22 protein-coding genes and 1 riboswitch are annotated in these 24560 nt (G+C 50.3%); of the genes, 15 read left to right on the top strand and 7 right to left on the bottom strand.

Annotated elements, in window-relative coordinates; genetic code table 11:
* Nucleotides 1-14: 14 nt before the first annotated feature.
* The 3 genes from MCJ35_RS23105 (at nucleotide 15) to MCJ35_RS23095 (ending at nucleotide 3461) form a co-directional block, all read left to right on the top strand.
* Nucleotides 15-1127, top strand: a complete 1113-nt coding sequence (locus MCJ35_RS23105) for a glycoside hydrolase family 172 protein (protein ID WP_025485065.1) — start codon at nucleotides 15-17, stop codon at nucleotides 1125-1127.
* 279 nt (nucleotides 1128-1406) lie between these two features.
* Nucleotides 1407-2177: an SDR family NAD(P)-dependent oxidoreductase gene (locus MCJ35_RS23100; RefSeq protein ID WP_008720703.1), complete on the top strand. Its 771-nt coding sequence runs from the start codon at nucleotides 1407-1409 to the stop codon at nucleotides 2175-2177.
* Nucleotides 2178-2351: 174 nt separating this feature from the next.
* Entirely contained in the window at nucleotides 2352-3461 is a 1110-nt protein-coding gene (locus MCJ35_RS23095) for a hypothetical protein (RefSeq protein ID WP_008720702.1), read from the top strand.
* Nucleotides 3462-3644: 183 nt separating this feature from the next.
* On the opposite strand, the gene MCJ35_RS23090 is transcribed toward MCJ35_RS23095, so the two are convergent.
* Nucleotides 3645-3812, bottom strand: a complete 168-nt coding sequence (locus tag MCJ35_RS23090; protein WP_008720698.1) for a hypothetical protein — start codon at nucleotides 3810-3812, stop codon at nucleotides 3645-3647.
* A gap of 176 nt (nucleotides 3813-3988) precedes the next feature.
* Here MCJ35_RS23090 and MCJ35_RS23085 point away from each other — a divergent pair, with 176 nt between their 5' ends.
* Genes MCJ35_RS23085 through MCJ35_RS23055 form a run of 7 tightly spaced genes read left to right on the top strand, consistent with a single transcriptional unit; the run spans nucleotide 3989 to nucleotide 10548 of the window.
* On the top strand, nucleotides 3989-4180 hold the full coding sequence (locus MCJ35_RS23085; protein ID WP_025485066.1) for a hypothetical protein: 192 nt from the start codon (nucleotides 3989-3991) through the stop codon (nucleotides 4178-4180).
* Between the two features lie 37 nt (nucleotides 4181-4217).
* The gene (locus tag MCJ35_RS23080; RefSeq protein WP_025485067.1) at nucleotides 4218-5585 is read left to right on the top strand and encodes an ABC transporter substrate-binding protein; all 1368 of its coding nucleotides are present in this window, start codon (nucleotides 4218-4220) and stop codon (nucleotides 5583-5585) included.
* A gap of 35 nt (nucleotides 5586-5620) precedes the next feature.
* Nucleotides 5621-6592, top strand: coding sequence for a carbohydrate ABC transporter permease (locus tag MCJ35_RS23075; RefSeq protein ID WP_081739166.1), 972 nt, complete (start codon nucleotides 5621-5623; stop codon nucleotides 6590-6592).
* Entirely contained in the window at nucleotides 6589-7428 is an 840-nt protein-coding gene (locus tag MCJ35_RS23070) for a carbohydrate ABC transporter permease (protein WP_008720692.1), read from the top strand. The genes MCJ35_RS23075 and MCJ35_RS23070 overlap by 4 nt, the downstream gene beginning before the upstream one ends.
* A 47-nt stretch (nucleotides 7429-7475) precedes the next feature.
* Nucleotides 7476-9473, top strand: coding sequence for a right-handed parallel beta-helix repeat-containing protein (locus MCJ35_RS23065; RefSeq protein ID WP_025485069.1), 1998 nt, complete (start codon nucleotides 7476-7478; stop codon nucleotides 9471-9473).
* The gene (locus MCJ35_RS23060; RefSeq protein WP_025485070.1) at nucleotides 9473-10417 is read left to right on the top strand and encodes an AEC family transporter; all 945 of its coding nucleotides are present in this window, start codon (nucleotides 9473-9475) and stop codon (nucleotides 10415-10417) included. Before MCJ35_RS23065 ends, MCJ35_RS23060 begins: the two co-directional genes overlap by 1 nt.
* Nucleotides 10387-10548 (top strand): DUF6171 family protein, encoded by a 162-nt coding sequence (locus MCJ35_RS23055; protein ID WP_155858453.1) that lies wholly within the window; start codon nucleotides 10387-10389, stop codon nucleotides 10546-10548. Before MCJ35_RS23060 ends, MCJ35_RS23055 begins: the two co-directional genes overlap by 31 nt.
* Nucleotides 10549-10751: 203 nt before the next feature.
* On the opposite strand, the gene MCJ35_RS23050 is transcribed toward MCJ35_RS23055, so the two are convergent.
* The 3 genes from MCJ35_RS23050 to asnS all read right to left on the bottom strand — a co-directional run bounded on the left by MCJ35_RS23050 (nucleotide 10752) and on the right by asnS (nucleotide 15179).
* Nucleotides 10752-12614, bottom strand: coding sequence for an ATP-binding protein (locus MCJ35_RS23050; protein ID WP_008720669.1), 1863 nt, complete (start codon nucleotides 12612-12614; stop codon nucleotides 10752-10754).
* A gap of 3 nt (nucleotides 12615-12617) precedes the next feature.
* Complete coding sequence (locus tag MCJ35_RS23045) at nucleotides 12618-13688, bottom strand: metallophosphoesterase family protein (RefSeq protein WP_008720667.1); 1071 nt, start codon at nucleotides 13686-13688, stop codon at nucleotides 12618-12620.
* 99 nt (nucleotides 13689-13787) lie between these two features.
* On the bottom strand, nucleotides 13788-15179 hold the full coding sequence (gene asnS / locus MCJ35_RS23040; protein ID WP_025485071.1) for an asparagine--tRNA ligase: 1392 nt from the start codon (nucleotides 15177-15179) through the stop codon (nucleotides 13788-13790).
* A 445-nt stretch (nucleotides 15180-15624) separates the two neighbouring features.
* On the opposite strand from asnS, the gene MCJ35_RS23035 reads away from it, so the two are divergent.
* From MCJ35_RS23035 to spoVG, 3 genes are all read left to right on the top strand, one after another.
* A complete protein-coding gene (locus tag MCJ35_RS23035) occupies nucleotides 15625-16899 on the top strand; it encodes a glucose-1-phosphate adenylyltransferase (RefSeq protein WP_008720663.1) in 1275 nt (424 codons plus the stop codon).
* On the top strand, nucleotides 16896-18017 hold the full coding sequence (glgD, locus tag MCJ35_RS23030; protein ID WP_008720661.1) for a glucose-1-phosphate adenylyltransferase subunit GlgD: 1122 nt from the start codon (nucleotides 16896-16898) through the stop codon (nucleotides 18015-18017). The genes MCJ35_RS23035 and glgD overlap by 4 nt, the downstream gene beginning before the upstream one ends.
* A 78-nt stretch (nucleotides 18018-18095) precedes the next feature.
* Nucleotides 18096-18383 carry a septation regulator SpoVG gene (gene spoVG / locus MCJ35_RS23025; RefSeq protein WP_002566320.1) on the top strand — a complete coding sequence of 96 codons (288 nt, stop codon included), beginning with the start codon at nucleotides 18096-18098 and terminating at the stop codon, nucleotides 18381-18383.
* 185 nt (nucleotides 18384-18568) lie between these two features.
* Here spoVG and MCJ35_RS23020 read toward each other — a convergent pair whose 3' ends face one another.
* From MCJ35_RS23020 to MCJ35_RS23010, 3 genes are all read right to left on the bottom strand, one after another.
* Nucleotides 18569-19033 (bottom strand): TspO/MBR family protein, encoded by a 465-nt coding sequence (locus MCJ35_RS23020; RefSeq protein ID WP_081739167.1) that lies wholly within the window; start codon nucleotides 19031-19033, stop codon nucleotides 18569-18571.
* Between the two features lie 151 nt (nucleotides 19034-19184).
* On the bottom strand, nucleotides 19185-20192 hold the full coding sequence (gene add, locus MCJ35_RS23015) for an adenosine deaminase (RefSeq protein WP_025485076.1): 1008 nt from the start codon (nucleotides 20190-20192) through the stop codon (nucleotides 19185-19187).
* A 40-nt stretch (nucleotides 20193-20232) separates the two neighbouring features.
* Nucleotides 20233-21633: an NAD(P)/FAD-dependent oxidoreductase gene (locus tag MCJ35_RS23010; protein WP_034577364.1), complete on the bottom strand. Its 1401-nt coding sequence runs from the start codon at nucleotides 21631-21633 to the stop codon at nucleotides 20233-20235.
* A gap of 71 nt (nucleotides 21634-21704) precedes the next feature.
* Nucleotides 21705-21800, bottom strand: a riboswitch (purine riboswitch).
* A gap of 222 nt (nucleotides 21801-22022) precedes the next feature.
* Here MCJ35_RS23010 and MCJ35_RS23005 point away from each other — a divergent pair.
* Both MCJ35_RS23005 and MCJ35_RS23000 read left to right on the top strand, forming a co-directional pair.
* On the top strand, nucleotides 22023-23000 hold the full coding sequence (locus MCJ35_RS23005; protein ID WP_008720638.1) for a nucleoside hydrolase: 978 nt from the start codon (nucleotides 22023-22025) through the stop codon (nucleotides 22998-23000).
* A 41-nt stretch (nucleotides 23001-23041) separates the two neighbouring features.
* Nucleotides 23042-24505: an amidohydrolase family protein gene (locus MCJ35_RS23000; RefSeq protein ID WP_025485077.1), complete on the top strand. Its 1464-nt coding sequence runs from the start codon at nucleotides 23042-23044 to the stop codon at nucleotides 24503-24505.
* Nucleotides 24506-24560: the final 55 nt, after the last annotated feature.

Raw genomic sequence — 24560 nt, 5'->3', positions numbered from 1 at the left:
ACAGGGAGGATACAATGTTTGAATATTCAATGACAGGTATGCTGGGCGCCCTTCCCATGTTACGGCATGGAAGAAGCAGGGCCATTAACGCGGAGAACCCAACAGGGGAAAAAGGAAAAGGCGGCATGGCCGCAGGGCCGCTGGGGCCGTCCAGGAAGGGCTGCCCATGCCTTAAGGATATACAGCCGGGAGAGAGCGTGGTCCTGGGGGAGATAGAAGGCGCGGGCGTGATCAACCATATCTGGATGACCGTGGACCGGAAAACATCCGATGCTGAGCGCTATGTGCTCAGGGACCTGGTACTGCGCATGTACTGGGATGATGAGACCGCGCCTTCCGTGGAAAGCCCTTTGGGGGACTTTTTCTGCTGCGGCTTTGGGACGGATTACAGGGTGGACTCTGTCCCGGTCACGGTGGCCCCGGCCAGGGGATTCAACTGCTATTTCCCGATGCCGTTCCGGGCAGGCGCGCGGATTGAACTTGTGAACCAGCACGCGGATCCGGTTCCGGCCTTTTTTTACCAGATTGATTATTGCCTTTATGACCATATTCCGGATGACACGGCGTATTTCCATGCCCAATGGAGGCGTGAGAGAATCACTTCCCCCGGAAAGGATTATGTCATAGCGGATCATATCAGGGGAAGGGGACATTATGTAGGGACCTTCATTGCATTAAGCACCCTGGAGCGTTACTGGTGGGGGGAAGGGGAAGTGAAATTCTACATTGACGGGGACAGGGAATACCCCACCATATGCGGGACCGGGATGGAGGATTATTTTGGCGGTTCCTGGAGCTTTGCACGCCAGGAGGACGGCCGGACCGTGGAGACGAACTATAACTCCCCTTTTTTAGGATATCCTTTTTATTCTGCCCATGATGCGGATATCCGTAATCCATACCATAATGACGACTGTCCTCCCATGCGTTCCTTTTACAGGTGGCATCTCATGGATCCGGTTATCTTTGACCATGACCTGCGGGTTACGGTCCAGCAGATCGGGGTCAGTGACCGGGGACTGTTTGAACGGCAGGACGATTTATCTTCCGTGGCCTACTGGTATCAGACGGAACCCCACGGTGCGTTTGAGGCGCTGCCCTGTGCCAGGGAGCGCTGGCCTAGATAAAACTCAAAAAAATTGTTAAATATATCTACAATCTGAAAAATTTTTAGTAAAAATCTAGGAGAAAATGGGTGAATTTACATCCGTATAATTATAAAAAGTCTGAATATATAAGGAAACATTTAATGATAAATAATTAATTAACGAAAAAATATGATGTTGACAAAAAAATATTCTCTTCTATAATGGTAATCACGATGAGTTTTCTGAAAATTGGTTTTTGGGGCACGCCCGGCAATCTGTCCTGGCCTGCCCCGGATTATTAAAAAGGAGGATATGTTTATGCAGCATTTAAGAAGAATGGAAGACCGTGTTGTACTGCTTACCGGAGGCGGCGGCGGAATCGCCCGGGGCGTGGCCAGGGCGTTTGCAGATGAGGGGGCCAGCATGATCCTCACTGATATCTTCCCCGGAGGCATGGAAAAGACAAAGGCTGAGCTGGAGAAAGATTTTGGCACGGATGTGGTAATCTGTGTGGCGGACGGTTCCAATGAGGACCAGGTCAAGGCTGCCATTGAAAAAGGCGTGGAGCATTTCGGCAAGCTGAACGTGCTGATTAACAGCGCCCAGACCTCGGCTTCCGGACTTACCCTGGTGGAACACACCCAGGCGGATTTTGACAAGGCCATCTATTCCGGGTTATACGCAACCTTTTTCTATATGAAGCATGCATTTCCATATCTGAAGGAGACCCATGGCTCGGTCATTAACTTCGCATCCGGCGCAGGAATCTCCGGCAAGCCCGGACAAAGCTCCTACGCAGCCGCAAAGGAAGGAATCCGCGGCCTGTCCAGGGTGGCCGCCAATGAATGGGGACCATATGATATTAATGTGAACGTAGTCCTTCCTCTGGTCATGACGGATAAGCTGGCCCAGTGGGGGCAGGAAAATCCGGAGATGTTTAAGAAAAACCTGGATGAGATTCCTCTTGGACGGTACGGGGATGCGCAGAAGGATATCGGTAAGGTATGTGTGTTCCTGGCCAGCTATGATGCAAAGTATATAACAGGGGATACCCTGTTTATCCAGGGCGGCGTGGGGATGAAGCCTTAACCCCATCCGCAGGGCAGTTTCCAGACACCCCACAGTGTCCTGAATCCCTGAAAATCCTCCTTTTGGCGACATATTTCTGTCATATTTGAACTTTTTGTAACATCCCTTGCCCGAAGGGGTGATTTGTAGTAAGCTATACATAGTTACAAAAGTTCCCATAAGGAGGAAATGCAGGTGGGACAGGCAATTACGGATTATGTAAAGTTCCTGGCAGACGCCAGGGATGCGGTGTACCGTCTGGACTGTGACCAGAATACGGCGGGTCAGCTGGAAGCATTGGAAGAGGAGCAGGAACGGGAACTGGAGACAGCAGGCAGGGCTGTTACGGATGCTGTTAACCAGACCGTTAAAAAGCGGCTGGAGGAGATTAGTTCCAGCTATGATAAGGAGATTGCCAAGGGGCAGGAGCGGCTGAAAAAAGCAAGGGCAAAACGCGAGAAGGCCAAGAGCCGGGGAATGAAGGAGCGGATAGCCGAAGAGACCAGTGAGCTAAGGGAGCATAACAGGGATTTAAAGGTGCAGATGAGGACCTTGTTCCAGAAGGAAAGGGTGCCGTCATTCTGTAACAGTACATTTTACTATGCGCTGTATTATCCGGGAGGCCTGAAGGAAATCATGCTGTTCCTCCTGACCCTGACCGTTTGTTTCCTGGCAGTGCCCTGCGGGGTATACTTTTTCCTGCTGCCGGAACGCCAGATGTGGTACCTGGCCGCGGTGTATTTCCTGGACGTGCTGCTGTTTGGGGGATTGTATGTGCTGGTGGGGAATAAGACAAGGCTCCGCCACCAGGACGCCTTAAAGCGGGGACGGGCCATACGCAACACCCTCCGCTCCAACCAGAAGAAGATTAAGGTCATCACCCATACAATCCAGCGGGATGGCAATGAGGATATCTATGACCTTGAGAAATATGATGATGAGATAGCGTGCGTGGAACAGGAACTGTCAGAGATTACCTCTAAGAAAAAGGACGCCCTGAACACCTTTGAGAACGTGACAAAGAACATCATCACGGATGAAATCATAGCCAGCCACAAGGCGCGCCTGGACAGCCTTAAGGATGCATTGGACGGCACATCAAGGGCTTTGAGGGAGCTGGAGGGCAGCATCAAGCAGCAGAATATACGGATTACCGATACCTTCGGCCCTTATCTGGGCAAGGAGTTCCTGGAGCCGGACAGGCTTTCTGAACTGTCCAGGCTTATTCAGGGCGGGTCAGCTTCTAATATTACGGAGGCGATTGAGGTATATAAGGAGTCAAGGCAGGCGCAGCAGCGCGTGTGATGGCAGCGGAAGTTGAAGGAGGGGGACGCCCGGACATCCGGTTGGATGATCTGGCGCCTCCTCTTTTTATGGATAAAATGAATCCTGCTGTACAGGAGCGCCCATGCATCATCGGTTAAATGATGGTGCATGGGCGTCTTTTGATGTCTATTCTGGATTATGTCCGGTATCATGTCCTTCCGCTTACTTTTGTTCCTTCTGTTCCCTGCGCAGCTGTTCAATGCCAAGGCGGATCAGTTCCAGTGTGGCGGCGGAACGGCTTGGAAAGCGGTTTTCAAAGCGGAAATCATCAATTTGTTTTAATAAATCATTATCAACAATAATCGTATAGCGCGGCTTCTCTGTAGGCATGATTCAATCCCTCCTTAGTTCATATGATACCCAGGTTCATACGTTCTGTCAAGCAAAAAAGGATACTAAAAGAGACAAAAAAGTGTACGCCAAAAGCCTTGACAGGTTCAGAACCTATGAACTATAATTGATACAGGTTCATTGGTTCTGAACCATCGATAATGGAGGTGATATTCATGGATTCCGGGCGGAAGAAATTATCTTTTGTAGTGACGCCTGATATTGAAGCCATCCTGGACAGGGAAAAGAAAGAATGGTTCTATGACCGTTCACGGTCCTGTATGATACGTGAACTTGTCATGGCCGGCTTAAGAGCTTTGAAGGAAGAATCTGAGGTGGCGGACGGGAACCATGAAGGGAACACATAGGGACATGATGTGAGCAAATGAAAAGGAGAGGGACATTATGAGGAAAAGACTTGCGGCAATGGTGATGGCAGCGGTATTGGCGGGCAGCAGTATGATGGGGTGTGCGGGCAGCGGGGAACCTGCCTCCACAGCGGCAGTGGAACCCCAAGAAACTGCACCTGCAAAGGCGGGGGAGGACGGATCCCTGGAAGCGGATCCCGGTATTAAGAGTGATGTGACGTACACCCTGAGTTTCTGGCACGGCGCGACCGATGATGTGCGCCAGCAGATGTATGATAACGCAATCGCCCGTTTTAATAAGGCTTATCCGAATGTAACGGTGGAGCAGACCCGCCTTGACAGCGATGCGTACAAGACTAAGATTAAGACAGTAATGGGCGCAGGGGCGGCCGACATCCCGGATGTGTTCATGAACTGGGGCGGCGATGTGTTAAAGTCCTATATTGAATACGGATTGGTGGCGGACATCACTGATTTAATCGCGCCCTATAAAGATGAGTATTATGATTTTGAATTTGGGATTTCCACCTTTGATGACAGGATTTATGGGATGGGTATCGGGATTGCGCCGTCTGTTGTATTCTATAATACGGAGATTTTTAAGGACCTTAACCTGGATGTGCCCAGGACATGGGAAGAACTGGATACGGTATGCGCGAGGCTGAAGGAAGCAGGATACATCCCCTTTGCCTTAGGGAATAAGAACAAGTGGCCCGGTCTTCTGGAATACACCATGCTGGGTGTGAACCTGGGGGGAGAGGAGATGTCAAAGGGGCTTTCGGACCGTACCATGTCCTTTGATAATGAGTATTTCATAGAAGCCGGCCGGCGTCTTGCGGATTTTTCCAGGAAGGGCTATTATCCGGACGGGACCAATGGTATTGACCATAATGCGGGCGGCAGCCGTATGCTGTTTTATAATGAAGTTGCGGCCATGTTCATCATGACCAATGGATTCTTAAGCAACTGTGTGGCAGAGGACGCGGAGTTTTATGAAAAGGTGGGCACATTCCCATATCCGGCCTGTAATGACTCGGGGGAAGTGGGCATTGTTGCCGGGGGCAACGTATTCTCCATATCATCCCGGTGTGAGTATCCAGAGATGGCAGCGGACTTCCTGTATTACCTGACCAATGCTGATTTCAGCCAGGACTATATCGATGCAGGCAACAGCTTTACAGGTGCAAAGGATGTAAGGATTGAGGACCCGCTGGTCCAGGAGCAGTTTGACAACCTGATTAAGGCTGACTGGACCCAGAACTTCTATGACCAGCAGTTTGTTGCAGAACTGGGTGAGGCATTCAAGGACTATACGCAGGCCCTTTATGGCGGGACCATGACCCCGGAGGAAGTGGCTGCAAGCCTGGAACGGGCAGCTGTTGATTGTTACGGACCGCTTAAATGATAGTTCATTCATATGTATAAGGCAAAGGAGGGCCTATGTCTGATAATACGGAGACAACAGGGCTTTGCATCCCTGGTCAGGATAAGGGCAAGCCTAAATCTGTCAGACGTGTTCTGACCATCCTGGTGTTTATTGCGCCGACCCTGTTGTTCTATGGTTTTTATAATGTGTTTGCCATTGCCAAAACAATCTATTTCAGCTTTCTGGACTGGAATGGCATCATGTCCACGGGTTGGGCAGGGTGGGATAACTGGATCCGTCTGGTCCATGACCCCAATGTATGGCATGCCCTTAAGAATAATCTGGTGTTAATGGTAACATCCATCTGTATCCAGCTGCCCGGGGCCTTGATACTGGCGCTGCTGATTAATTCCAGGCTGAAAGGCGTGCGTATTTTTAAAGCGCTCTGGTTTTTACCTGTGCTTCTTTCCACTTCGGCCACGGGTATATTATGGAACCTGATATATGACCCTAATTTCGGTCTTCTTCAGGCTGTCCTGCGCGGGATTGGAAAAGGCGGCATGGTTAAAGGGTGGCTGGGAGAGCCGGCCTATGCCCTGCCATGTGTGCTGATTGTAATCTGCTGGACCTTCATTCCATTTTATATGATATTGCTGAAGGCCGGCCTGACCAATGTGCCAGGCGAATTGATGGAATCAGCCATGCTGGATGGGGCCAACAGCTGGCAGTGTTTCTGGAATGTGACCTTTCCCCTGCTGCTGCCCACCATACGTACGGCTGCCCTTCTGAATATTGTAGGTTCCTTAAAGTATTTTGATTTAATCTGGATCATGACGGGAGGCGGTCCGGGAGGCGCCAGCGAGTTAGTTGCAACCTATCTGTATAAGCAGGGAATCCAGGGCTGGAACATGGGCTATGCCAGCGCCATTGCCAGTTTCCTGTTCCTGTTCTGCGGTACGTTTGCCATTGTGTACTATGGTGCAACCGCGGCATTTGGGGATATTGGCAGCGGGTCCGGCAGGACAGGGAGGAGGAAGGCTGGATGAACGGTAATGCAGGTCTTTTAAAGGGGATATTCCGTGTGTTTCAGTACTTTTTATGTCTGGCCATAACAGTTGTCACTGTATATCCATTCATATTCATTGTCATGACATCCTTTAAAACCCAAAAGGAGTATTTTGGAAGCGCATGGGGACTTCCGGCGTCCTTCTGCCTGGACAATTTCAAGCTGGTCCTTACAGGCGATTTTTTACGGTATTTCCTCAACAGCATCATTGTGTGTGTTTCAGCGGTGTGTCTGGTTGTCATCTGCTCCACCATGGTAAGCTTTGCCATATCCAAGCTGCGTTTTAAGGGGGCTGAATTATTATTTGCAGTCATCATGATAGGTATGATGATTCCCGTACACACAACGCTGATACCGATTTATGTCATCTCCAAGGATTTGAATATTTACAATCATCTGATTGCCCTGATTGGTCCGTATGTAAGCTTCAGCATTCCAATCTCCACGGTTATAATAACCCAGTTTTTCAGGGACATACCCCATGAGATAGAGGAAGCGGCCATCATAGACGGGTGCGGACCGTTTTCACTGTATGGACGGATCATCATGCCGCTGGCCAAACCGGCTGTATCCACGGTCATTATTTATGATATCCTCCATACATGGAATGAGTTCATATACGCAATGACGCTGGTTGACAGCAAGGACAGGATGACGCTTCCTGTTGGCCTTAAGAACTTTTACGGAGAAGCAGCGGTTAACATACCTGCCATCATGTGTGCTGTATTCATCAGCTCCCTGCCGGTCATAATCGCTTATTTTTCCGCCCAGGAGCAGATATCCAACGGTTTGACACAGGGAGCGGTCAAGGGATAGGTGCGCTGCTGCACAATAGTCAGTACTACATTGAAGGAGGGTATGTTATGAATTATTATGTATCTGCAGATGGACCGTTATGGGGTGACGGTTCCCAACAGGCGCCTTTTCGCAGGATCAGCCAGGCCGCAGAAGCTGCCCGGCCCGGTGATACGGTCATTGTGGCTCCAGGAATATACCGGGAGTGTGTGAACCCTAAAAATGGCGGAACCTCTGACCGGAACCGGATCGTATACCGTTCCCAGGCGCCGGGGGCGGCGGTCATCAGCGGGGCAGAGGAGATAAGGGAATGGGAACATGTCAGGGACGATATATGGATGACAAGGATACCTGGCGGTTTTTTCGGCGGTTACAATCCATATACTACCCAGGTTGGGGGAGACTGGTACCGGGGGCTTGGGAGGATAAACCATACAGGGCAGGTATACTTTAATGGACAGGCCCTTTATGAGGAGGACTGCCTTGATAAGCTTTGGAATGATGAACCATTAGAATGGGCGTGGGACAGGGAATATTCCAGGAAGCACAAGTGGTATACGGAGCAGGATGGGGATGTCACTGTCATATATGCCAGGTTCCCGGACGGGGCGCCCCATGGAAATCTTGTGGAGATTAATGTGCGTCCCAGGGTATTCTTCCCGGAGCAAACGGGGATGGATTATATCACTGTGTCCGGGTTCACACTCAGGCAGGCGGCAACCCAATGGGCACCGCCCACTGCATTCCAGGATGGGCTGATTGGCCCGCATTGGAGTCTGGGGTGGATTATTGAGGACTGTGTCATTTCAGATTCCCGGTGTTCGGGCATCAGCCTGGGCAAGTGCAGGCACCCATCAGATAACCGTTGGACAAAGGAACGTGTTAAATCAGGAACCCAGCTGGAGCGCGACCTGGTACATTATGCGCAGCATACAGGATGGAGCAGGGAGACGGTGGGTTCCCATATTGTCCGGCGCAACCGGATATTTAACTGCGGTCAGACCGGTATCGTGGGCCACTTGGGGGGAATCTTCTCCCTGATTGAGGGAAACGAGATTCATCATATTAATACATATGGGGAGTTCAGCGGTTCTGAACTGGGCGGGATTAAGCTGCACGGTGCGATTGACACAGTGATACGCCGCAACCATATCCATCATTGCCACAGGGGGATATGGCTGGACTGGCAGACCCAGGGAACACGGGTCTCCTGCAATCTGTTCCACGATAATCATGGGGAGGAGGATACCCGCACCAGCGAGGATCTGTACATAGAAGTAAGCCATGGGCCGGCCCTTGTCGATAATAACCTGTTCCTTTCCCGGTTTGCGCTCAGGGAACGCTCCCAGGGCCTGGCCTTTGTCCACAATATAATTGCGGGTCCCATTGATATCGGAAGCTCTGAGGGAAGGTTCACACCATATCATTTCCCCCATGAGACAGATATAATGGGGTGTATGACTATCAATAACGGTGATGACCGGTTCTACAACAATATATTCATCCAGCCGGACCTGCCTCAGGAGAAAAGACAGGTCAGGAATCCTGAGGTGGCCAGGCTGGTTGGGATGAACCCGCAGGTGAATATTGAAGCTGGCCTGCATATCTATGATGATTATCCGCTTCATGATGAGTATTATCATCAGTTTACGGATGAAGGGACACCGGACACTTCCTGGGGGCGCCGTTATGATTATAACAGTCATCTGCCCGTATATATCAGCGGTAATGCATACTTTAACGGAGCCAGGCCTTACGTCAAGGAACAGCTGAATCATGTTGATACGGAGAACCGGGTCTATTTTAACTTGATTGAGAAGGAAGGTTCGTATTATTTCAGCACCAATCTCTATGATTATCTGCCACGGATGGAGACGGAATTTATTTCCACCTCCATGTTAGGAATGTCCTTTGAAACAGAGCAGCCATATGAGAACCCGGATGGCTCGCCAGTGAGGATAGATGAGGATTTCTCAGGCAGAAAGCGGGGGCAGCATCCAACGCCGGGACCGTTTGAATGTACCGCAACGGATTCAGGACTAAGTGAAATGAGGCTGGTATTGTAATGGAACATTTAGCTTTCAGCCTTAATTCAGTCATACCTGTATTCATGGTAATGGGCATCGGTTTCTATTTGGGGCGGCACAGTATATTAACAGGGGATTTTGTGGGACAGGCCACGTCATTGGTCTTTTATACCGCGCTTCCGGCTAAATTATTCCTGGATGTATCCCGCAGCAACTTTTCTGACTGCCTGGACGTGGGATTTACTGCCTATTTATTACTCTGTACCTGTGCGGCTTTTGCAGGGGCCTGGATTTTATGTGTTTTTTTAGTCAGGGACAGGACGGCTGTCAGCGCTGTTGTCCATAGTGCGTTCAGGGGGAATTTTGTGTATCTGGGACTTCCTATCTGTCAGAGCATACTGGGCAGGGAATCCATTCCCTCCACCATTATGGTGGTTACCTTTGTACTCCCCTTTTACAATGTACTGGCCACCATTGTCCTGTCTTACTATGACCCCTCAGGCAGGAAGGTCAGCTGGAAGAGGATGCTTAAGGATATTTTAACGAATCCCATGATTGTGGCCATTCTCGCAGCCCTGCCATTTTCACTGCTGGGAATCCGGCTTCCGTCTGTGGCTGAGAAGTCACTATCCTACCTGGGGCAGATGTCAACGCCCATGGCCCTTATATTAATCGGAGCAGGTATCAGGCCTTCGTCCTTTGCAGGCAGAGGGACATGGATTGGGTTTGGGGCGATTTATAAAGTGGTGGTCACACCCCTTGTATTTGCAGTCCCAATGCAATGGATGGGATTCAGCCCGGAGCAGATTGTAACGGCATTTGTGATGTTTGCAGTCCCATCGGCCATGAATGTATATATTGTAACCAAGAAGATGGGCGGGGACGGAGAACTGGGGGCGGCGATTATTACGGTTTCCATGCTGCTTTCAGCGGTTACACTTCCGGTGGGGATATGGGTGATGAAATCCTTGGGGGTTATATAGGGGATGGGATGTCCTCCTGCAGCCGGTGTGAATTTTTAAGTAATGGGATATGCAGGCTCTGCGGCTGCTTTGCAGCCCTGCGTGCGGCAAAGACGCATAACCGCTGTGCCGACACCCCATCCAGATGGTAGTATGATGGTAATCCATTGGATAACAGACAGATAACAGATGCGTGCCAAACAGATGAGCGCGCAGCAAATACGCATATAGCAGATAAACAGACAAAAACAAACAGGAAGCATGGCCCCATCCCAACTCAATGGTTGGAAGCGCCATGCTTCCTGTCCGCATTTTAATAAGCGGCAGCTCAGGAAAGCCTTAAAACCTCTTCCCTCTAAATCGTCACCAGATGATACCGTATCTGGTTCGCCGTCAATAACTGTGCCTCCCTCTGATGGCACGTGAATATGATGATCTGGCTGTCATAAGCCTTCACCAGCCATTTAAGCGCTGTCTTCAGACGCTCATCATCATACAGCACAAAGCTGTCGTCAAAGATAAGGGGCATGGAGTCGCGGCCGTTCTGGATCAGTTTGGCCGCCGCCAGGCGGACCGCCAGATAAATCTGGTCCATGGTGCCGCTGCTGACCTGTTCGATGGGCACCAGCTTGCCGGGGGTGTTCATGAATACGTCCATGTTTTCGTTGATGCTCATGCTGGTATAGATGCCTCCCGTAATGCCTGAAATCAGGTCTGAGGCTGTTTTGTTCAGATACAGGCCAAAGGAGTCCCGGATGGTGGTGGAAAGGGCGGTCATTGTGTCCTGGGCCAGGTCGATAGCGTTCAGCTCCTCCTGGGCGCGTTCATTTTCAGCCAGTATCTGCTTTAACCCCTCAGCCCTGGTCCGGCAGTCAGCCAGGTGCTCCAGCTTCTGTTCCAGTTCCCACTGGATGCGCTGCTGCTGTTCGATTTCCCCGGAGAATACTTCCTCGTTGGCCTGCAGGCTGCTGATTTCTTCCGACAGCTGGTTTAAGGTCTGCTCTGACTGTTCCACGGCCTTGCTCAGGCGGAGGAACTCAGCCATCTTGGCCTCCAGGGCGTTCATGGCCTCCGGCGATATGGATGAATCCCCCAGGTGGCGTGCGAATATCTCCTGAAGCAGCCTTGTATTGGTCTCCAGCTCCTTTTTGAAGCGCCGGTTCTTGTTCAGCTGCAGGATGGCAGTCACAAGGGCAGCCGCCGCAATCCCGCCTGTAATCCCAGCCGCCGCGGCCATGTGGATTGGCAGCCTGACGGCATCATGGATTATCTGAGGCGCGCCAAGACATAGGCCGGCAAAACCGCCGCAGGCCAGGGTCACCATGAATAACAGGACTGCCCAGACCGTCCTGGATTTCCTGTTGCAGGCCGCCCTGGTCACCTCATATTCACTGTAAAGCTTCTTGGTGTCGTCCATATAGACCTGGACAGAATCCCGGTCCGTGAACTGACTGCCAAGAAGAATCTGGCGTCCCTTGGCTGTCTTTTCCAGCAGCCCTTCCTTTTCCTTCTGAAGGTTGTCCAGCTGCTGCCGGATTTCCATTTTCCTGGTGCGGCAGGCAATCAGCTGGTTGGCATATTCGGGCGCGGATATCTCCTGTTCAATCTTGCGGATTTCCCCTAACAGGGCTGCATAGCTCCTTGCTGCTTCCGGTACCATCTGGTTTTCCAGCTCGCGGCGCTGGGCCTTTAAGTAGGCGGTTGCCTTGGTTATGTTAAGGGCAATGCTCCCCGAGGTGTTCAGGTTGGCAATGTAATTCCTCAGTTCGGAAACCATCCCTCCGTCCGTGGCGCATTTGAGCTGGCCAATGCTGATGGTGTTGTCGTAAGCGGTTTCGGAAAGGCCGCAGCGCAGCTGGTCTAAAAGCGCCTTGGTGGGTTCCAGTTCCCTGCCAAGGGTTTCATTGACAATGGTCAGTTCCCTGCCCCGCTTGTGGAACCTGCGCTGGATGCGGTAAACCTGTCCTTCGCTTTCCAGGCGGAGCCATCCTTCATAGGTGCCGCTTCCCTGCCATGGTTCGTATCTGCTGTAGGTATCATTTCTGGCGGCCCGTCCCCTTTGACGTTCCAGGCCGAACAGCATGCCTTTTATAAATGTGTGCAGCGTGGATTTGCCGGCTTCATTCTTGCCGTAGACCACATTCATCCCGTCCTGAAAGGAGATGTCCTGGTCGTGAAGCTTGCCGAAGCCGTCAATGTGCAGACTCAGTATCTTCATGGTTCAGCTCCTTTCATCCGTGGTCCGAAGCAGTGCGTTGACCCCGTAATACAACGCCTTCTTTTCCACAGGACTCATGTCTTCTTTTTGGAGGGCCTGGATAAAAAATCCTATCATGTCGCTGGAATGCTCTGCAAACAGGGCTGAAAAGTCATACTGGGGCTCAGAATCATCCAGGATCTCGGCTATCCTGAAGCGTGAGGAAAGCTGTTCCAGGTCGAACTCAATGTCAGGATCCCTCATGCCCTTTAACCGGAACCGGTAGATATTCTGTTCGCCCCGGTTCTCAATCTCCCTGGCAATCCGGTCAGACAGTTCCCCATTGGTGGTGTCCTTGGATACATTCACCGCCAGGGGGATGTACTGAAGGCTTGCCGCCGGGATGAACTGCAGGCTTACAAGCTTTCTTGTGAGGGGATGCACCTCTCCCGCATAGTATCCATGGGCGCCTGTTTCCGTCAAATCCAGCGGCTCGGGGGAACCGCAGTAAGCCATCTTTCCCTCGCCCACGATGTGCGGCTTGTGGATATGTCCAAGGGCTATGTAGGAAAATGGGGACAGCTCCAGGCTGTTAAAGTTGATGGGCAGATGGGACGCATCGCCGCCATGGGCCATGAGAATCTGGATCCTGCTGTTTAAGGGAACCTGGATGTCGTCCAGAAGCGGCTCCTTAATCTCGGTGCGGTGGTAGCTGAAGCCGTGCACTTCCGTGTTGATATCCTCAAAGTAAACAGAAGTCAGGCTCTCATCCATCAGGAATGTCACATTGGGACTCCATGTAAAACTCAAAAGGGCGGAATTATCCCGTATACGGTCGTGGTTGCCTGCTATGATGATGACCTTTGTGGAGGGAATGGAAGAAAAAAGGTAATTGACCTCCTTCAGGTCCTTCATTAACGGCTGCCTGTGGAACAGGTCCCCGCTGATGAATAAGCAGTCCGCATCCATCTCTTTTGTATGTTCAATGATTATCCGGAAGGTATCTTTGATGGCCTGGGCACGTTCCTTGCCCCATGGCTTGCTGGCATCGGGACACATACCCCAGTGGATATCCCCGGTGTGGATGAATTTCATGTCTGCCTCCTGTTGGTTTGTGGTTGGCGCGCCCCCGCCCGGGGCATTGATGGAAAATGTCCCGGGCGGGCAGTACGGCAATGCTGTACCGGATATTCTTTACAGCTCGCAGTTATTAACGGTTCTTGGGAATGGCACAACGTCACGGATGTTGCCCATGCCGGTCAGATACATGACGCAGCGTTCAAAGCCAAGACCGAAGCCGGCGTGGCGGGTTGAGCCGTATTTCCTTAAATCCAGGTAGAAATCGTAGTCTTCCTTGCGAAGGCCAAGCTCGTCCATCCTTGCCACCAGCTTATCCAGGTTGTCTTCCCTCTGGCTGCCTCCGATGATTTCACCGATGCCCGGTACAAGACAGTCAACCGCTGCAACCGTCTTGTTGTCCGGGTTCATCTTCATATAGAAGGCCTTGATTTCCTTTGGATAGTCGGTTACGAATACAGGCTTTTTGAAGACCTTCTCAGTCAGATAGCGTTCATGCTCTGTCTGAAGGTCGCAGCCCCAGGATACCTTGTAGTCGAACTCGTCGTTGTGCTTCTCAAGCAGTTCCACTGCATCCGTGTAAGTAATGTGTCCAAATTCCGAATTGAGGACATTGTTAAGGCGCTCCAGAAGGCCCTTGTCCACAAACTGGTTGAAGAAGTTCATTTCCTCAGGCGCATGTTCCAGGACAAACCGGATGATATACTTGAGCATGCCTTCGGCCAGACGCATGTCGTCGTCCAGGTCCGCAAATGCCATCTCAGGTTCAATCATCCAGAACTCTGCTGCATGGCGTGCCGTGTTGGAATTCTCGGCGCGGAAGGTAGGGCCAAAGGTATATACGTTGCGGAATGCCATTGCATAGGTCTCGGCGTTGAGCTGTCCGCTTACGGTCAGGTTGGTTGCCTTGTTAAAGAAGTCCTGGCTGAAATCCACCTTGCCGTCCTCTGTCTTTGGGATGTTGTTCAGGTCCAGGGTGGTTACCTGGAACATTTCCCCGGCGCCCTCACAGTCGCTGCCTGTAATCAGCGGCGTGTGTACATATACGAAATCCCTTTCCTGGAAATACTGGTGGATGGCATATGCAATCAGGGAGCGCACACGGAAAACGGCCTGGAACGTATTGGTCCTGGGACGGAGATGCGAGATGGTGCGCAGGTATTCAAAGGAGTGGCGCTTTTTCTGAAGGGGGTAGTCGGAGGCGGATGCTCCTTCCACGGTTACTTCAGTGGCCTGGATTTCAAATGGCTGCTTGGCCTGGGGCGTGGCCACCAGGGTTCCCTTCACGATGATGGCGGTGCCCACGTTCATCCTGGATATCTCTGTAAAATTAGAAAGGCTGTCGTGATACACAACCTGAAGTGTCTCAAAATAACTTCCGTCGCTTACTACAATAAAGCCAAAGGCCTTGGAATCGCGCAGACTGCGGACCCACCCTCCAATGCTTACTTCCTTATCCAGATAATTCTCCGGATGCTTATAAAGTTCTCTTACGGTAATCAGATCCATGACTGATAATCTCCTTTTCTTTTCTCTCTTTTCATACAGTATCCCCAATTCCCCAGGAAATGGACGGTAACTACATATACGTGATTATAAGATATTTCCCGTAATGTTTCAAGATTATTCTGTCTTCCTATTTATAATGCGTGCTAATCGGACATGACAGTGGCAGAAATTAACAGTTATAAGGCAGGATTTATCTGGTATGATGTTCATACAGACATTTGACCGGAATCAGACAAAATACACAGGGTGGGGGTGGGATATTTAGTGGTAAAATCCATTATGAGGCACTAGATATGGGGAAAATCGGTGCTAAATGGATATTTTAGGAAGAAAATGTCGGAAAAATGCACAAAAACGGTGAAATAAATTTAAAAATTTATGTACTATTTACGAAGTTTGTGTTATAATTAAAATTACAAAAATTTTAACAGCAAGAGGTGATAACGTGATTAAAAAAGAAATGATAGCTATGCTTTTAGCAGGCGGACAGGGAAGCCGCCTTGGCGTACTGACACAGAAAGTAGCCAAGCCGGCCGTATCTTTTGGGGGGAAGTACCGAATCATTGATTTTCCACTGAGTAACTGTATCAATTCCGGGGTAGATACCGTCGGAGTCCTGACACAGTACCAGCCATTGCGTTTAAATTCCCACATAGGGATCGGTATCCCGTGGGATTTGGACCGGAACGTGGGCGGAGTAAGCATTTTACCACCCTATGAGCGAAGCAAAGGCAGTGACTGGTATACCGGTACTGCTAATGCAATCTATCAGAACCTGGAGTATATGGAGTCATATAATCCGGAATATGTCCTGATTTTGTCCGGCGACCATATCTATAAGATGGATTATGAGGTAATGCTGGACTATCACAAAGCCAATAACGCAGATATCACCATTGCTGCCATGCCGGTACCCATTGAGGAAGCAAGCCGTTTCGGTATCCTGATTACGGACGAGTCCAACCGTATCATGGAATTTGAAGAGAAGCCCCCGGTGCCAAGAAGCAACCTTGCATCCATGGGCATCTACATCTTCAGCTGGCCGGTGCTCAAGGAAGCCCTGATTAAGATGAAGGACGAGCCTGGATGTGACTTCGGCAAGCACATCATCCCATACTGCCATGCAAAGGGAGACAGGGAATTTGCTTACGAGTACAATGGATACTGGAAGGACGTGGGCACGCTTGGTTCCTATTGGGAAGCCAATATGGAACTGATTGACATCATTCCTGAGTTTAACCTGTATGAAGAATACTGGAAGATTTACACCAAGAGTGATGTGATCCCGCCTCAGTACATATCCAGTGAAGCCAACATCGAGAGAAGCATCATCGGTGAGGGAACGGAAATCTGCGGGGAGGTTGTAAACTCTGTTATCGGCGCGGGCGTCACCATTGCAAAGGGAGCCGTGGTCCGGGATTCCATTATCATGCAGGGCTGCGTAATCGGAGCAGGAAGCGTTGTGAACAAGGCAATTGTTGCGGAGAATGTGAAGATTGGCTCCGGCGTGGAGATTGGCGTGGGCGAGTACGCGCCAAGTACATATGACCCCAAGGTTTATCAGTTTGATATTGTGACCATCGGTGAGAATTCCATTGTGCCTGACGGGGTTAAGATTGGAAAGAATACTGCCATAGCAGGCGATACAACCGTAAGTGACTATCCTGACGGATTACTGGCAAGCGGAAATTACATTATAAAGGCAGGTGGCGTAAAATGAGAGCAATCGGTATTGTATTAGCTGGTGGTAACAGCAAGAGGATGCGGGAACTTTCTAATAAAAGGGCAGTGGCTGCTATGCCGGTTGCAGGAAGCTACCGCAGTATTGATTTTGCATTGAGCAACATGACGAATTCCCACATCCAGAATGTGGCGGTATTTACACAGTATAATTCCAGGTCCCTGAACCTGCATTTAAGTTCCTCCAAGTGGTGGGATTTCGGACGTAAGCAGGGCGGATTATTCGTATTCACGCCATCCATTACGCCGGAGAACGGGGACTGGTACCGTGGGACGGCGGACGCCCTTTACCAGAACCTGACCTTCTTAAAGAACAGCCATGAGCCATATGTGGTGATTGCAGCCGGTGACGGCGTGTATAAGCTGGACTACAACAAGGTACTGGAATACCATATTGAGAAAAAGGCTGACATCACGGTTGTGTGCAAGGACATGGAAGACGGCACGGATGTGACCAGGTTCGGATGCGTGAAGCTGAACGACGACGGACGCATCACGGACTTTGAGGAAAAGCCCATGGCAAGCGATGCAACCACCATTTCCTGTGGTATCTATGTCATCCGCAGAAGGCAGCTGATAGAGCTTTTGGAGCGCTGTGCAGCAGAGGACAGGTATGACCTGGTTAACGATATCCTTGTGCGCTATAAGAACCTGAAGAGGATTTATGCATATAAGCTGAACGGTTACTGGAATAATATTGCGTCCGTGGATTCCTACTACAAGACCAATATGGACTTCCTGAAGCCCGAGGTAAGGGATTATTTCTTTAAGCAGTACCCTGACGTATACACTAAGATTGATGATTTGCCGCCGGCCAAGTATAACCCTGGAGCCATTGTAAGGAACAGCCTGATTTCCAGCGGCTGTATCTTAAACGGCACGGTTGAGAATTCCATTCTCTTTAAAAAGGCATATGTGGGCAATAACTGTGTGATTAAGAATTCCATTATCCTGAACGATGTTTATATTGGGGATAACACTGTGATTGAGAACTGCATCGTTGAGAGCAGGGATACAATCCGGGCCAACACCACACATATCGGCACACCGGAGAACATCAAAATCGTCGTGGAGAAGAACGAGAGGTATACATTATAAGACGTATCTGACCGCGGGAATGCGCACGGGGAGCGTGCCTGCGGATGATGCGGGATAAGACGGAAGGGGTATAAGAACATGCAGGTTACGGACGTGAGAGTGAGACGGGTAGAAAAGGAAGGGAAGATGAAAGCAATTGTTTCCATCACCCTGGACAATGAATTCGTCATTCATGACATCAAGGTTATCGAGGGGGAGAAGGGTTTATTCATAGCGATGCCAAGCCGCAAAGCCGCGGACGGGGAATACCGTGATATCGCCCATCCCATTAACTCCAATACAAGGGATATGATTCAGACCATTATTCTGAATAAGTATGAGACTACCCTGTTGGAGAATGAGGCGGCTGAGGAGGGAATGGCATAGTATATATGTAAATTAAAGGGAGCCATTATGTGTAACTACTGGGTTACATGTGATGGCTCCTGTTTTGTTTAAAGATGGTTTGTGATTCACGGGGGATGACAATGAGGAATAGGGTACGGACAAAGACAATCAGACTTGGCCGTTCCATCCAGCTTTTCAGTGGATTATGCGCATGGTCATACTGATCAGTTCATAATGAATATAAACAGATTCAAATACGCAGCAAATATACACCATATCAAATACGGAACCTGTAAATAAGCGGCAAGCGGTATGACGGTGTAAAACTCCCTTATCATAATGATTATTATGATAATTAATGCAATGAGCCAGATAAAAGCTGACAGGTAAAGATTAAAACCAAAGAAAAGAATGCTCCAGCAAAAGTTGAAGAATAGTTGGATGCCGTAAATTAATAATGCTTTGGCCTTATTGGGACTATTTGAAGAATAAACGATATATGCGGAAATTCCCATCAGTATATAAAGAATGGTCCAGACAATCGGAAAAATATATCCAGGAGGACTGATTGCAGGTTTATTTAATGCAGAATATGATGCCATGTTTCCGCTGATTAAGGCGGATATCGAACCAACGGCCAGGGGGATAAGTATTGATATAATAAGGGCGCTTTTATTCCGTATATTCATATACTGGGAAACCTTTTGATTTTATTTATCTAACTATATGCTGCAGGGTTAGGGATTATGCCAGATAAAAAGATAGGAGCCACTGCAAATGCGGATGAATCATCCGCATTTGCAGTGGCTCCCTTATGATGTTCCGGCATGGGACGCCTGATCAGGTGGGTAATCCAAAGAACCGGCAGAATACATCCAGCTTGTCCAGAAGCATCTGTTTGGTGCTTTCATCGCAGAAGCTGGCGCGGACTGCATTTTCCTGGATACGGATCAGGTCCTTTTCGGTCCAGCCGCAGGCCAAGGCTGCCCGTTCAAGTTCCTGGCAGAGGTCAATCCGGAAAAGTTCAGGGTCATCCGTGCTTACGGTCACAGGTATTCCCAGATTATATAAATCCTTCAGCGGATGTTCGTCCATTGTTTTGTAGAGTTCCATCAAGTTGGATGTCGGACATGTGTTTAAGGTAATCTGTCCGTCTGCAAGGCGTTTTAACAGATCCGGGTCTGAGATTGCCCGTACGCCGTGGTCGATACGCATGGCACCCAATATATCCAGCGCTTCGGTTACCCCTTCTGCGGGAGAAGACTCGCCGGCATGGACCGTGATGCCGAAACCGGCATTCCTGGCTTCCAGGAATGCCTCATAGAGGACCTGGCTGGACTGGGGGGAAGCGGCTTCGTTGCCGTCCACGGAAAGACCCAGCAGACGGGGATGACGGTGCGCTTTCATATAACGTACCAGTTCCAGGGATTCACGCCTTGTCTGGGAACGGAGGAGTGATACCAGCAGACGGCAGTCGCAGTAGCCGTCATCATATGCCTGGTCAAAGCCCTCCAGTATGTTCTCAATCAGGTCCGGATATGACAGGGACTTCCAGTGGGTGGGATTGGTCATTACCTCTGCATACATTATGTTCTGGGATGATGCATATCTGGCGTAGTTATAGGCCAGTCTGTTTGCATCCGCTCCGTCTTTTACAAGGGAGCAGGTCCAGTTAAGCATTTCCAGAAAGTCTGCCAGTCCTGTGAATTGAAACAGATTTTCCTTTGGTCTTGGAAGCTCCATCCGGTTTTTTTCAGCCAGTTCCAGAATCAGTTCAAGGCTTAATGTTCCTTCCAGATGGACATGAAGTTCCACCTTTGGAAGGGTGTTGATAAAATCCTGTGTCATGATTGTCCCCCCTTAATGGTTGATGGATTGCCATCTATTTTTATTTTGCCAATATACTCCGTGCCACGCTGATCCCATTAGCAGAAGCCTGCTGCAGCCCCCTGGTAACGGATGCCCCGTCGCCGATGGCGCGCAGTCCTTTCACGCTGGTCTCAAAATCAGTGTTCACAACTACTTTGTTGGAATAGAACTTAACCTCCACGCCGTAGAGCAGTGTCTCATCGCTGGCAATGCCTGGGGTGACTTTATCAAGGGCCAGAAGCATTTCCTTAATATCGGTCATGATGCGGTGAGGGAATACCAGGGACAGGTCACCGGGCACTGCGTCCTTTAAGGTTGGTATCAGGTTGTTGCGGCAGAGGCGTTCTTCGGTTGTGCGGCGTCCTCTCTGGAAGTCACCAAAGGTCTGTACCATGATACGGCCGCCGCAGAGCATGTTGGAGAGCTGTGCAATGTGCTTGCCGTATTCAATCGGCTCGTTAAACGGCTTGGTGAAGTTCTTGCTCACCAGCAGGGCGAAATTGGTGTTGTTGGTCTTGTATTCCTTGGACTTGTAGGCATGTCCGTTGACAACGGCCAGGCCGTTCTCGTAGTACTCCGTGGCAACCTCTCCGGATGGGTTGGTGCAGAAGGTGCGGACCTTGTCATCAAAGGTGGGGGTGTAGTATACCAGCTTGGCTTCATACAGGTTCTCATTGAGGAACTTCATGACCTCGTCCCTTACCTCAACGCGGACACCGATGTCCACGGTCCCTACCTGGGTTTCAATGCCATGGTCACCGCAGATGTGGGAGAACCAGTCGGAGCCTTCGCGTCCGATGGCAGCTACAATCTCAGGCGCGTGATAAGTCTCATCCTTATCCGTGATGACGCCTTTCACCGTGTCGCCCTCGATGATGATATCCTTTACCATGGTGTTGAATTCCATGACGACGCCCTGGGCCAGAAGGTGTTCCTGGAGACGGGTGTAAATCTTGTAACCCTCCTCTGTTCCCAGATGGCGGATGGGGCATTCGATGAGCTTTAAGTTAGCATTGATGGCCTTGCGGCGGATTTCTTCTATTTCTTTCTGTTTATCTATGCCGTACACATTGGTATCGGCTCCGAATTTCAGGTAAATGTTGTCGGACTCATTTAACAGTTCCACGGTCTTGTCATAGCCCAGAATCTCGGGAAGGTTGCCGCCCACGTCCGGAGACAGGGACAGTTTTCCATCTGAAAATGCGCCTGCGCCTGCGAATCCTGTTGTGATGGAACATGGTTTACATCCTACACAGACTTTGGTGGTGCGCTTGGGGCATACGCGTTTCTCGATGGGGCGTCCTTTTTCCACCATCAGAATCTTCATATCAGGTTTTTTCTGGATGAGTTCGTATGCGCAGAAGATGCCGGAAGGACCTGCGCCAATGATGATTACGTCGAAGTTGTTGGTTGGATTCATAATAATAACTCCTTTCGCTTGCATTTTAAGCGTTTCTGTGTGGTGCATGGTTTTTTACATAAAAAAAGCCAGTATACAAAATAGAAGCATGTAGTCAACTATTCCGGTAGCTGGTAGATACGTTCATCCGATTATGAACTTATACAGGCATCGCAACGCTATTAGTTTAACATAAAATCCCGGGTTATGCAAGGACAGAATGCCAAAAATTTTTGGTCGAAATATAAAAGACCTAAAAAATAATTAGGCAATATTAAAAAAATATATGCTGGATTAACTAAAAAACTATACATTTAGCATAAAAAACTAGTGATACCATGTTGACAACTTGGCTGCCATGTTGTAAACTGGACATACAAGATGAAGCGAATGAAAAGGAGTATGGATTTATGAAACGGATTATTATTGACGCGGATACGGGAGTGGATGATTCCCTGGCCATATTATACGCACTCAGGTCCCCGAATTTCCACGTGGAAGGGATTACCACATGTTTCGGTAATAACAATGCGGAACAGTCTGCGGACAACTCCTTGCGATTAATAAAACTTTCAGGCTGCGGCTATGAAGTGCCGGTGGCTGTGGGAGCCAATGAATCCCTGGAGGGGGTGTTTGAGTCGGCGCCCGCATTCATCCATGGGGATAATGGGATTGGCAACGTGGAACTTCCGGAGAGCAGCCAGAAACCTCTTGAGGAGTCTGCCAGTGATTTCATTATAAGGAAGGCAGAGGAACTTAAAGGGGAACTGATTATCATAACCACAGGCAGGATGACCAACCTGGCCCTGGCCCTCAGGAAGGACCCAAAGCTTCCCGGGAAGGTGAAGAAGGTGGTGTCCATGGGCGGCACCCTCAATGCACCCGGCAATATAACTCCTTATGCGGAAGCCAATATCTACGGGGATGCCATGGCGGCGGATATTGTGTTCAAGGCAGGATTCAACCTGATGCTGGCCGGCCTGGATGTGACCATGAAGACATTCATCACGGACAGGGATGTGGAGAACCTGTGTACATACTGCCTGGAAGAGTGCAGGCCCATTGCAGGGTATATAAAGGATGTGCTTAAGTTCTATTTTGAATTCCACCGGGTATCCATGGGCATGGCCAATGCATGTGTGGTCCATGACCCGCTGGCCGTACTGATAGCGGAGGACCCGTCCCTGGGCATGTTTAAGATGGTCCGGGCAGGGGTGGAATATGAGAATGAGGCATTTAAAGGCATGATTAAGACTGACAACGGGTTTGTCCCGGACCTTGACCGGGAGGAAATCGCCGTGTGCGTGGAAGTGGATTCCGTAAAAGCTGTGCGCAGGCTGTTCTCCGTGTTCCAGGACATGACGCCGGGACGGTATAACAAGTCATAGTAATATCGGGGTTTTTCCGGATTTAGAAAGAAGGCTGGGCTATGAAGGACGCATTTGCAATTAAAAACTGCACCATACTCACAGTTGACGGGCAGGACCGGGTGTACGAAGCCGGAGCCATGATTGTGGCGGACGGCAGGATCCAGTGGATTGGGCCTGAGGAGGAACTGGAAGGACAGGGGTGGCTGGAAGGTAAGGCGGGCCAGGCAGGACAGGAGCCATTGGAAGGAAATGCGGGCCAAGAAAGACAGGAGCGTTTGGATGATAAGGCAGGACAGGAGCCAGGCCCGGACAGCGGGACAGTCATTGCAAAAGACCGGATAATCGACCTGAAGGGCCATCTGGTATTGCCGGGACTTGTGAATACCCACACCCATTCCCACTCCTCCGTGTTCAGGAACCTGGGGGATGACATGGAACTGATGGACTGGCTCAACCATGCCATGTGGCCTGCGGAAAAGCATCTGAATCCGCAGATTGCATATAATGCTGCCAGAATGACATGTCTGGAGTTCATCCGGTCAGGAATCACCACGTATGCGGACCAGTTTTATTTTGCAGAGGATGTGGCAAGGGCCGCGTCGGAGAGCGGGCTTAACTGTTATCTGGCTGCGTCTGTCTTTGACTGGTCAACCGCGGAGGGCGGGGATTCCTTTGAAAAGGCGGCGGATTTTGTGAAACGCTGGCACGGCCGTGCAGGAGGGACCAGGGTTACGCCGTGTATCGGCCCGCATGCCCCATATAGCGTGTCCGGGGATCTGTTTAAGAAGGTGGTGGACTTGGCGGATTCATATGACCTGCTGATCCATACCCACATATCCGAGACAGAGGATGAGAATGCCCAGATCATGGAGCGGTACGGCCTGTCTCCTGTGAAGTGGCTGGAGAGCCTGGGGGTTTTTGGACAGAAGGTCCTGGCGGCCCACTGCATCCACCTGTCGGAGGAGGATATGGATGTATTTCGGACATACAATGTACATGTGTCGTATAATCCGGTCAGTAACCTGAAGCTGGTATCGGGCATCATGCCCATGAAGGCCATGAAGGAGCGGGGCATACAGATATCCATCGGTACGGACGGGGCGCAGAGCAACAACAGCCTGGACCTTTTGCGGGATTTAAGGACCGGAAGCCTGATCCAGAAGATGCTGCTTCACAATGCGGAATTCCTTCCGGCCCGCGAGGCAGTCAGGATGGCTACCATAGAGGGCGCCAGGGCGCTGGGATGCGAAGGGGACAGGGGAAGCCTGGAGATTGGTAAGAAGGCGGATTTTATTGTGATGGATACGACAAGCCCGCGCCTTGTGCCTCTTATAAGGAACCGGGCGGACAAGCTGTACGCGGCGCTGGTGTACAGCGCCCTGGGTGCGGATGTATGCGGTATGTGCGTGGGCGGCAGATGGGTCATGAGGGAGCGCAGGGTCATTTCCATGGACGCAGAGGATGTGATGGCCCAGGCCCAGGAGTCGGGCAGATATCTGGGGGAACGGGCCGGACTTATATAGGGAACGGACGCGGCGGCGCAGGATATCCGTAGCAGGCCCATAAGCCAGATAAATA

Origin of the sequence: Enterocloster sp. OA13, from assembly GCF_022440595.1 — a bacterium.
Classification (GTDB): domain Bacteria; phylum Bacillota; class Clostridia; order Lachnospirales; family Lachnospiraceae; genus Enterocloster; species Enterocloster hominis.
The sequence above is the reverse complement of the archived record's forward strand: the minus strand, read 5'-3'. Positions and strand labels throughout refer to the sequence as shown.

Excerpts from the sequence above, each read along its gene's own strand:
- MCJ35_RS23005 (WP_008720638.1), top strand. The coding sequence starts at position 22,023 with ATGAAACGGATTATTATTGACGCGGATACGGGAGTGGATGATTCCCTG.
- MCJ35_RS23020 (WP_081739167.1), bottom strand. The coding sequence starts at position 19,033 with ATGAATATACGGAATAAAAGCGCCCTTATTATATCAATACTTATCCCC.
- MCJ35_RS23085 (WP_025485066.1), top strand. The coding sequence starts at position 3,989 with ATGGATTCCGGGCGGAAGAAATTATCTTTTGTAGTGACGCCTGATATT.
- MCJ35_RS23090 (WP_008720698.1), bottom strand. The coding sequence starts at position 3,812 with ATGCCTACAGAGAAGCCGCGCTATACGATTATTGTTGATAATGATTTA.
- MCJ35_RS23010 (WP_034577364.1), bottom strand. The coding sequence starts at position 21,633 with ATGAATCCAACCAACAACTTCGACGTAATCATCATTGGCGCAGGTCCT.
- MCJ35_RS23055 (WP_155858453.1), top strand. The coding sequence starts at position 10,387 with ATGGGTGATGAAATCCTTGGGGGTTATATAGGGGATGGGATGTCCTCC.
- spoVG (WP_002566320.1), top strand. The coding sequence starts at position 18,096 with ATGCAGGTTACGGACGTGAGAGTGAGACGGGTAGAAAAGGAAGGGAAG.
- MCJ35_RS23105 (WP_025485065.1), top strand. The coding sequence starts at position 15 with ATGTTTGAATATTCAATGACAGGTATGCTGGGCGCCCTTCCCATGTTA.
- MCJ35_RS23060 (WP_025485070.1), top strand. The coding sequence starts at position 9,473 with ATGGAACATTTAGCTTTCAGCCTTAATTCAGTCATACCTGTATTCATG.
- glgD (WP_008720661.1), top strand. The coding sequence starts at position 16,896 with ATGAGAGCAATCGGTATTGTATTAGCTGGTGGTAACAGCAAGAGGATG.
- add (WP_025485076.1), bottom strand. The coding sequence starts at position 20,192 with ATGACACAGGATTTTATCAACACCCTTCCAAAGGTGGAACTTCATGTC.
- MCJ35_RS23080 (WP_025485067.1), top strand. The coding sequence starts at position 4,218 with ATGAGGAAAAGACTTGCGGCAATGGTGATGGCAGCGGTATTGGCGGGC.
- MCJ35_RS23045 (WP_008720667.1), bottom strand. The coding sequence starts at position 13,688 with ATGAAATTCATCCACACCGGGGATATCCACTGGGGTATGTGTCCCGAT.
- MCJ35_RS23050 (WP_008720669.1), bottom strand. The coding sequence starts at position 12,614 with ATGAAGATACTGAGTCTGCACATTGACGGCTTCGGCAAGCTTCACGAC.
- MCJ35_RS23075 (WP_081739166.1), top strand. The coding sequence starts at position 5,621 with ATGTCTGATAATACGGAGACAACAGGGCTTTGCATCCCTGGTCAGGAT.
- MCJ35_RS23070 (WP_008720692.1), top strand. The coding sequence starts at position 6,589 with ATGAACGGTAATGCAGGTCTTTTAAAGGGGATATTCCGTGTGTTTCAG.
- MCJ35_RS23000 (WP_025485077.1), top strand. The coding sequence starts at position 23,042 with ATGAAGGACGCATTTGCAATTAAAAACTGCACCATACTCACAGTTGAC.
- asnS (WP_025485071.1), bottom strand. The coding sequence starts at position 15,179 with ATGGATCTGATTACCGTAAGAGAACTTTATAAGCATCCGGAGAATTAT.
- MCJ35_RS23065 (WP_025485069.1), top strand. The coding sequence starts at position 7,476 with ATGAATTATTATGTATCTGCAGATGGACCGTTATGGGGTGACGGTTCC.
- MCJ35_RS23100 (WP_008720703.1), top strand. The coding sequence starts at position 1,407 with ATGCAGCATTTAAGAAGAATGGAAGACCGTGTTGTACTGCTTACCGGA.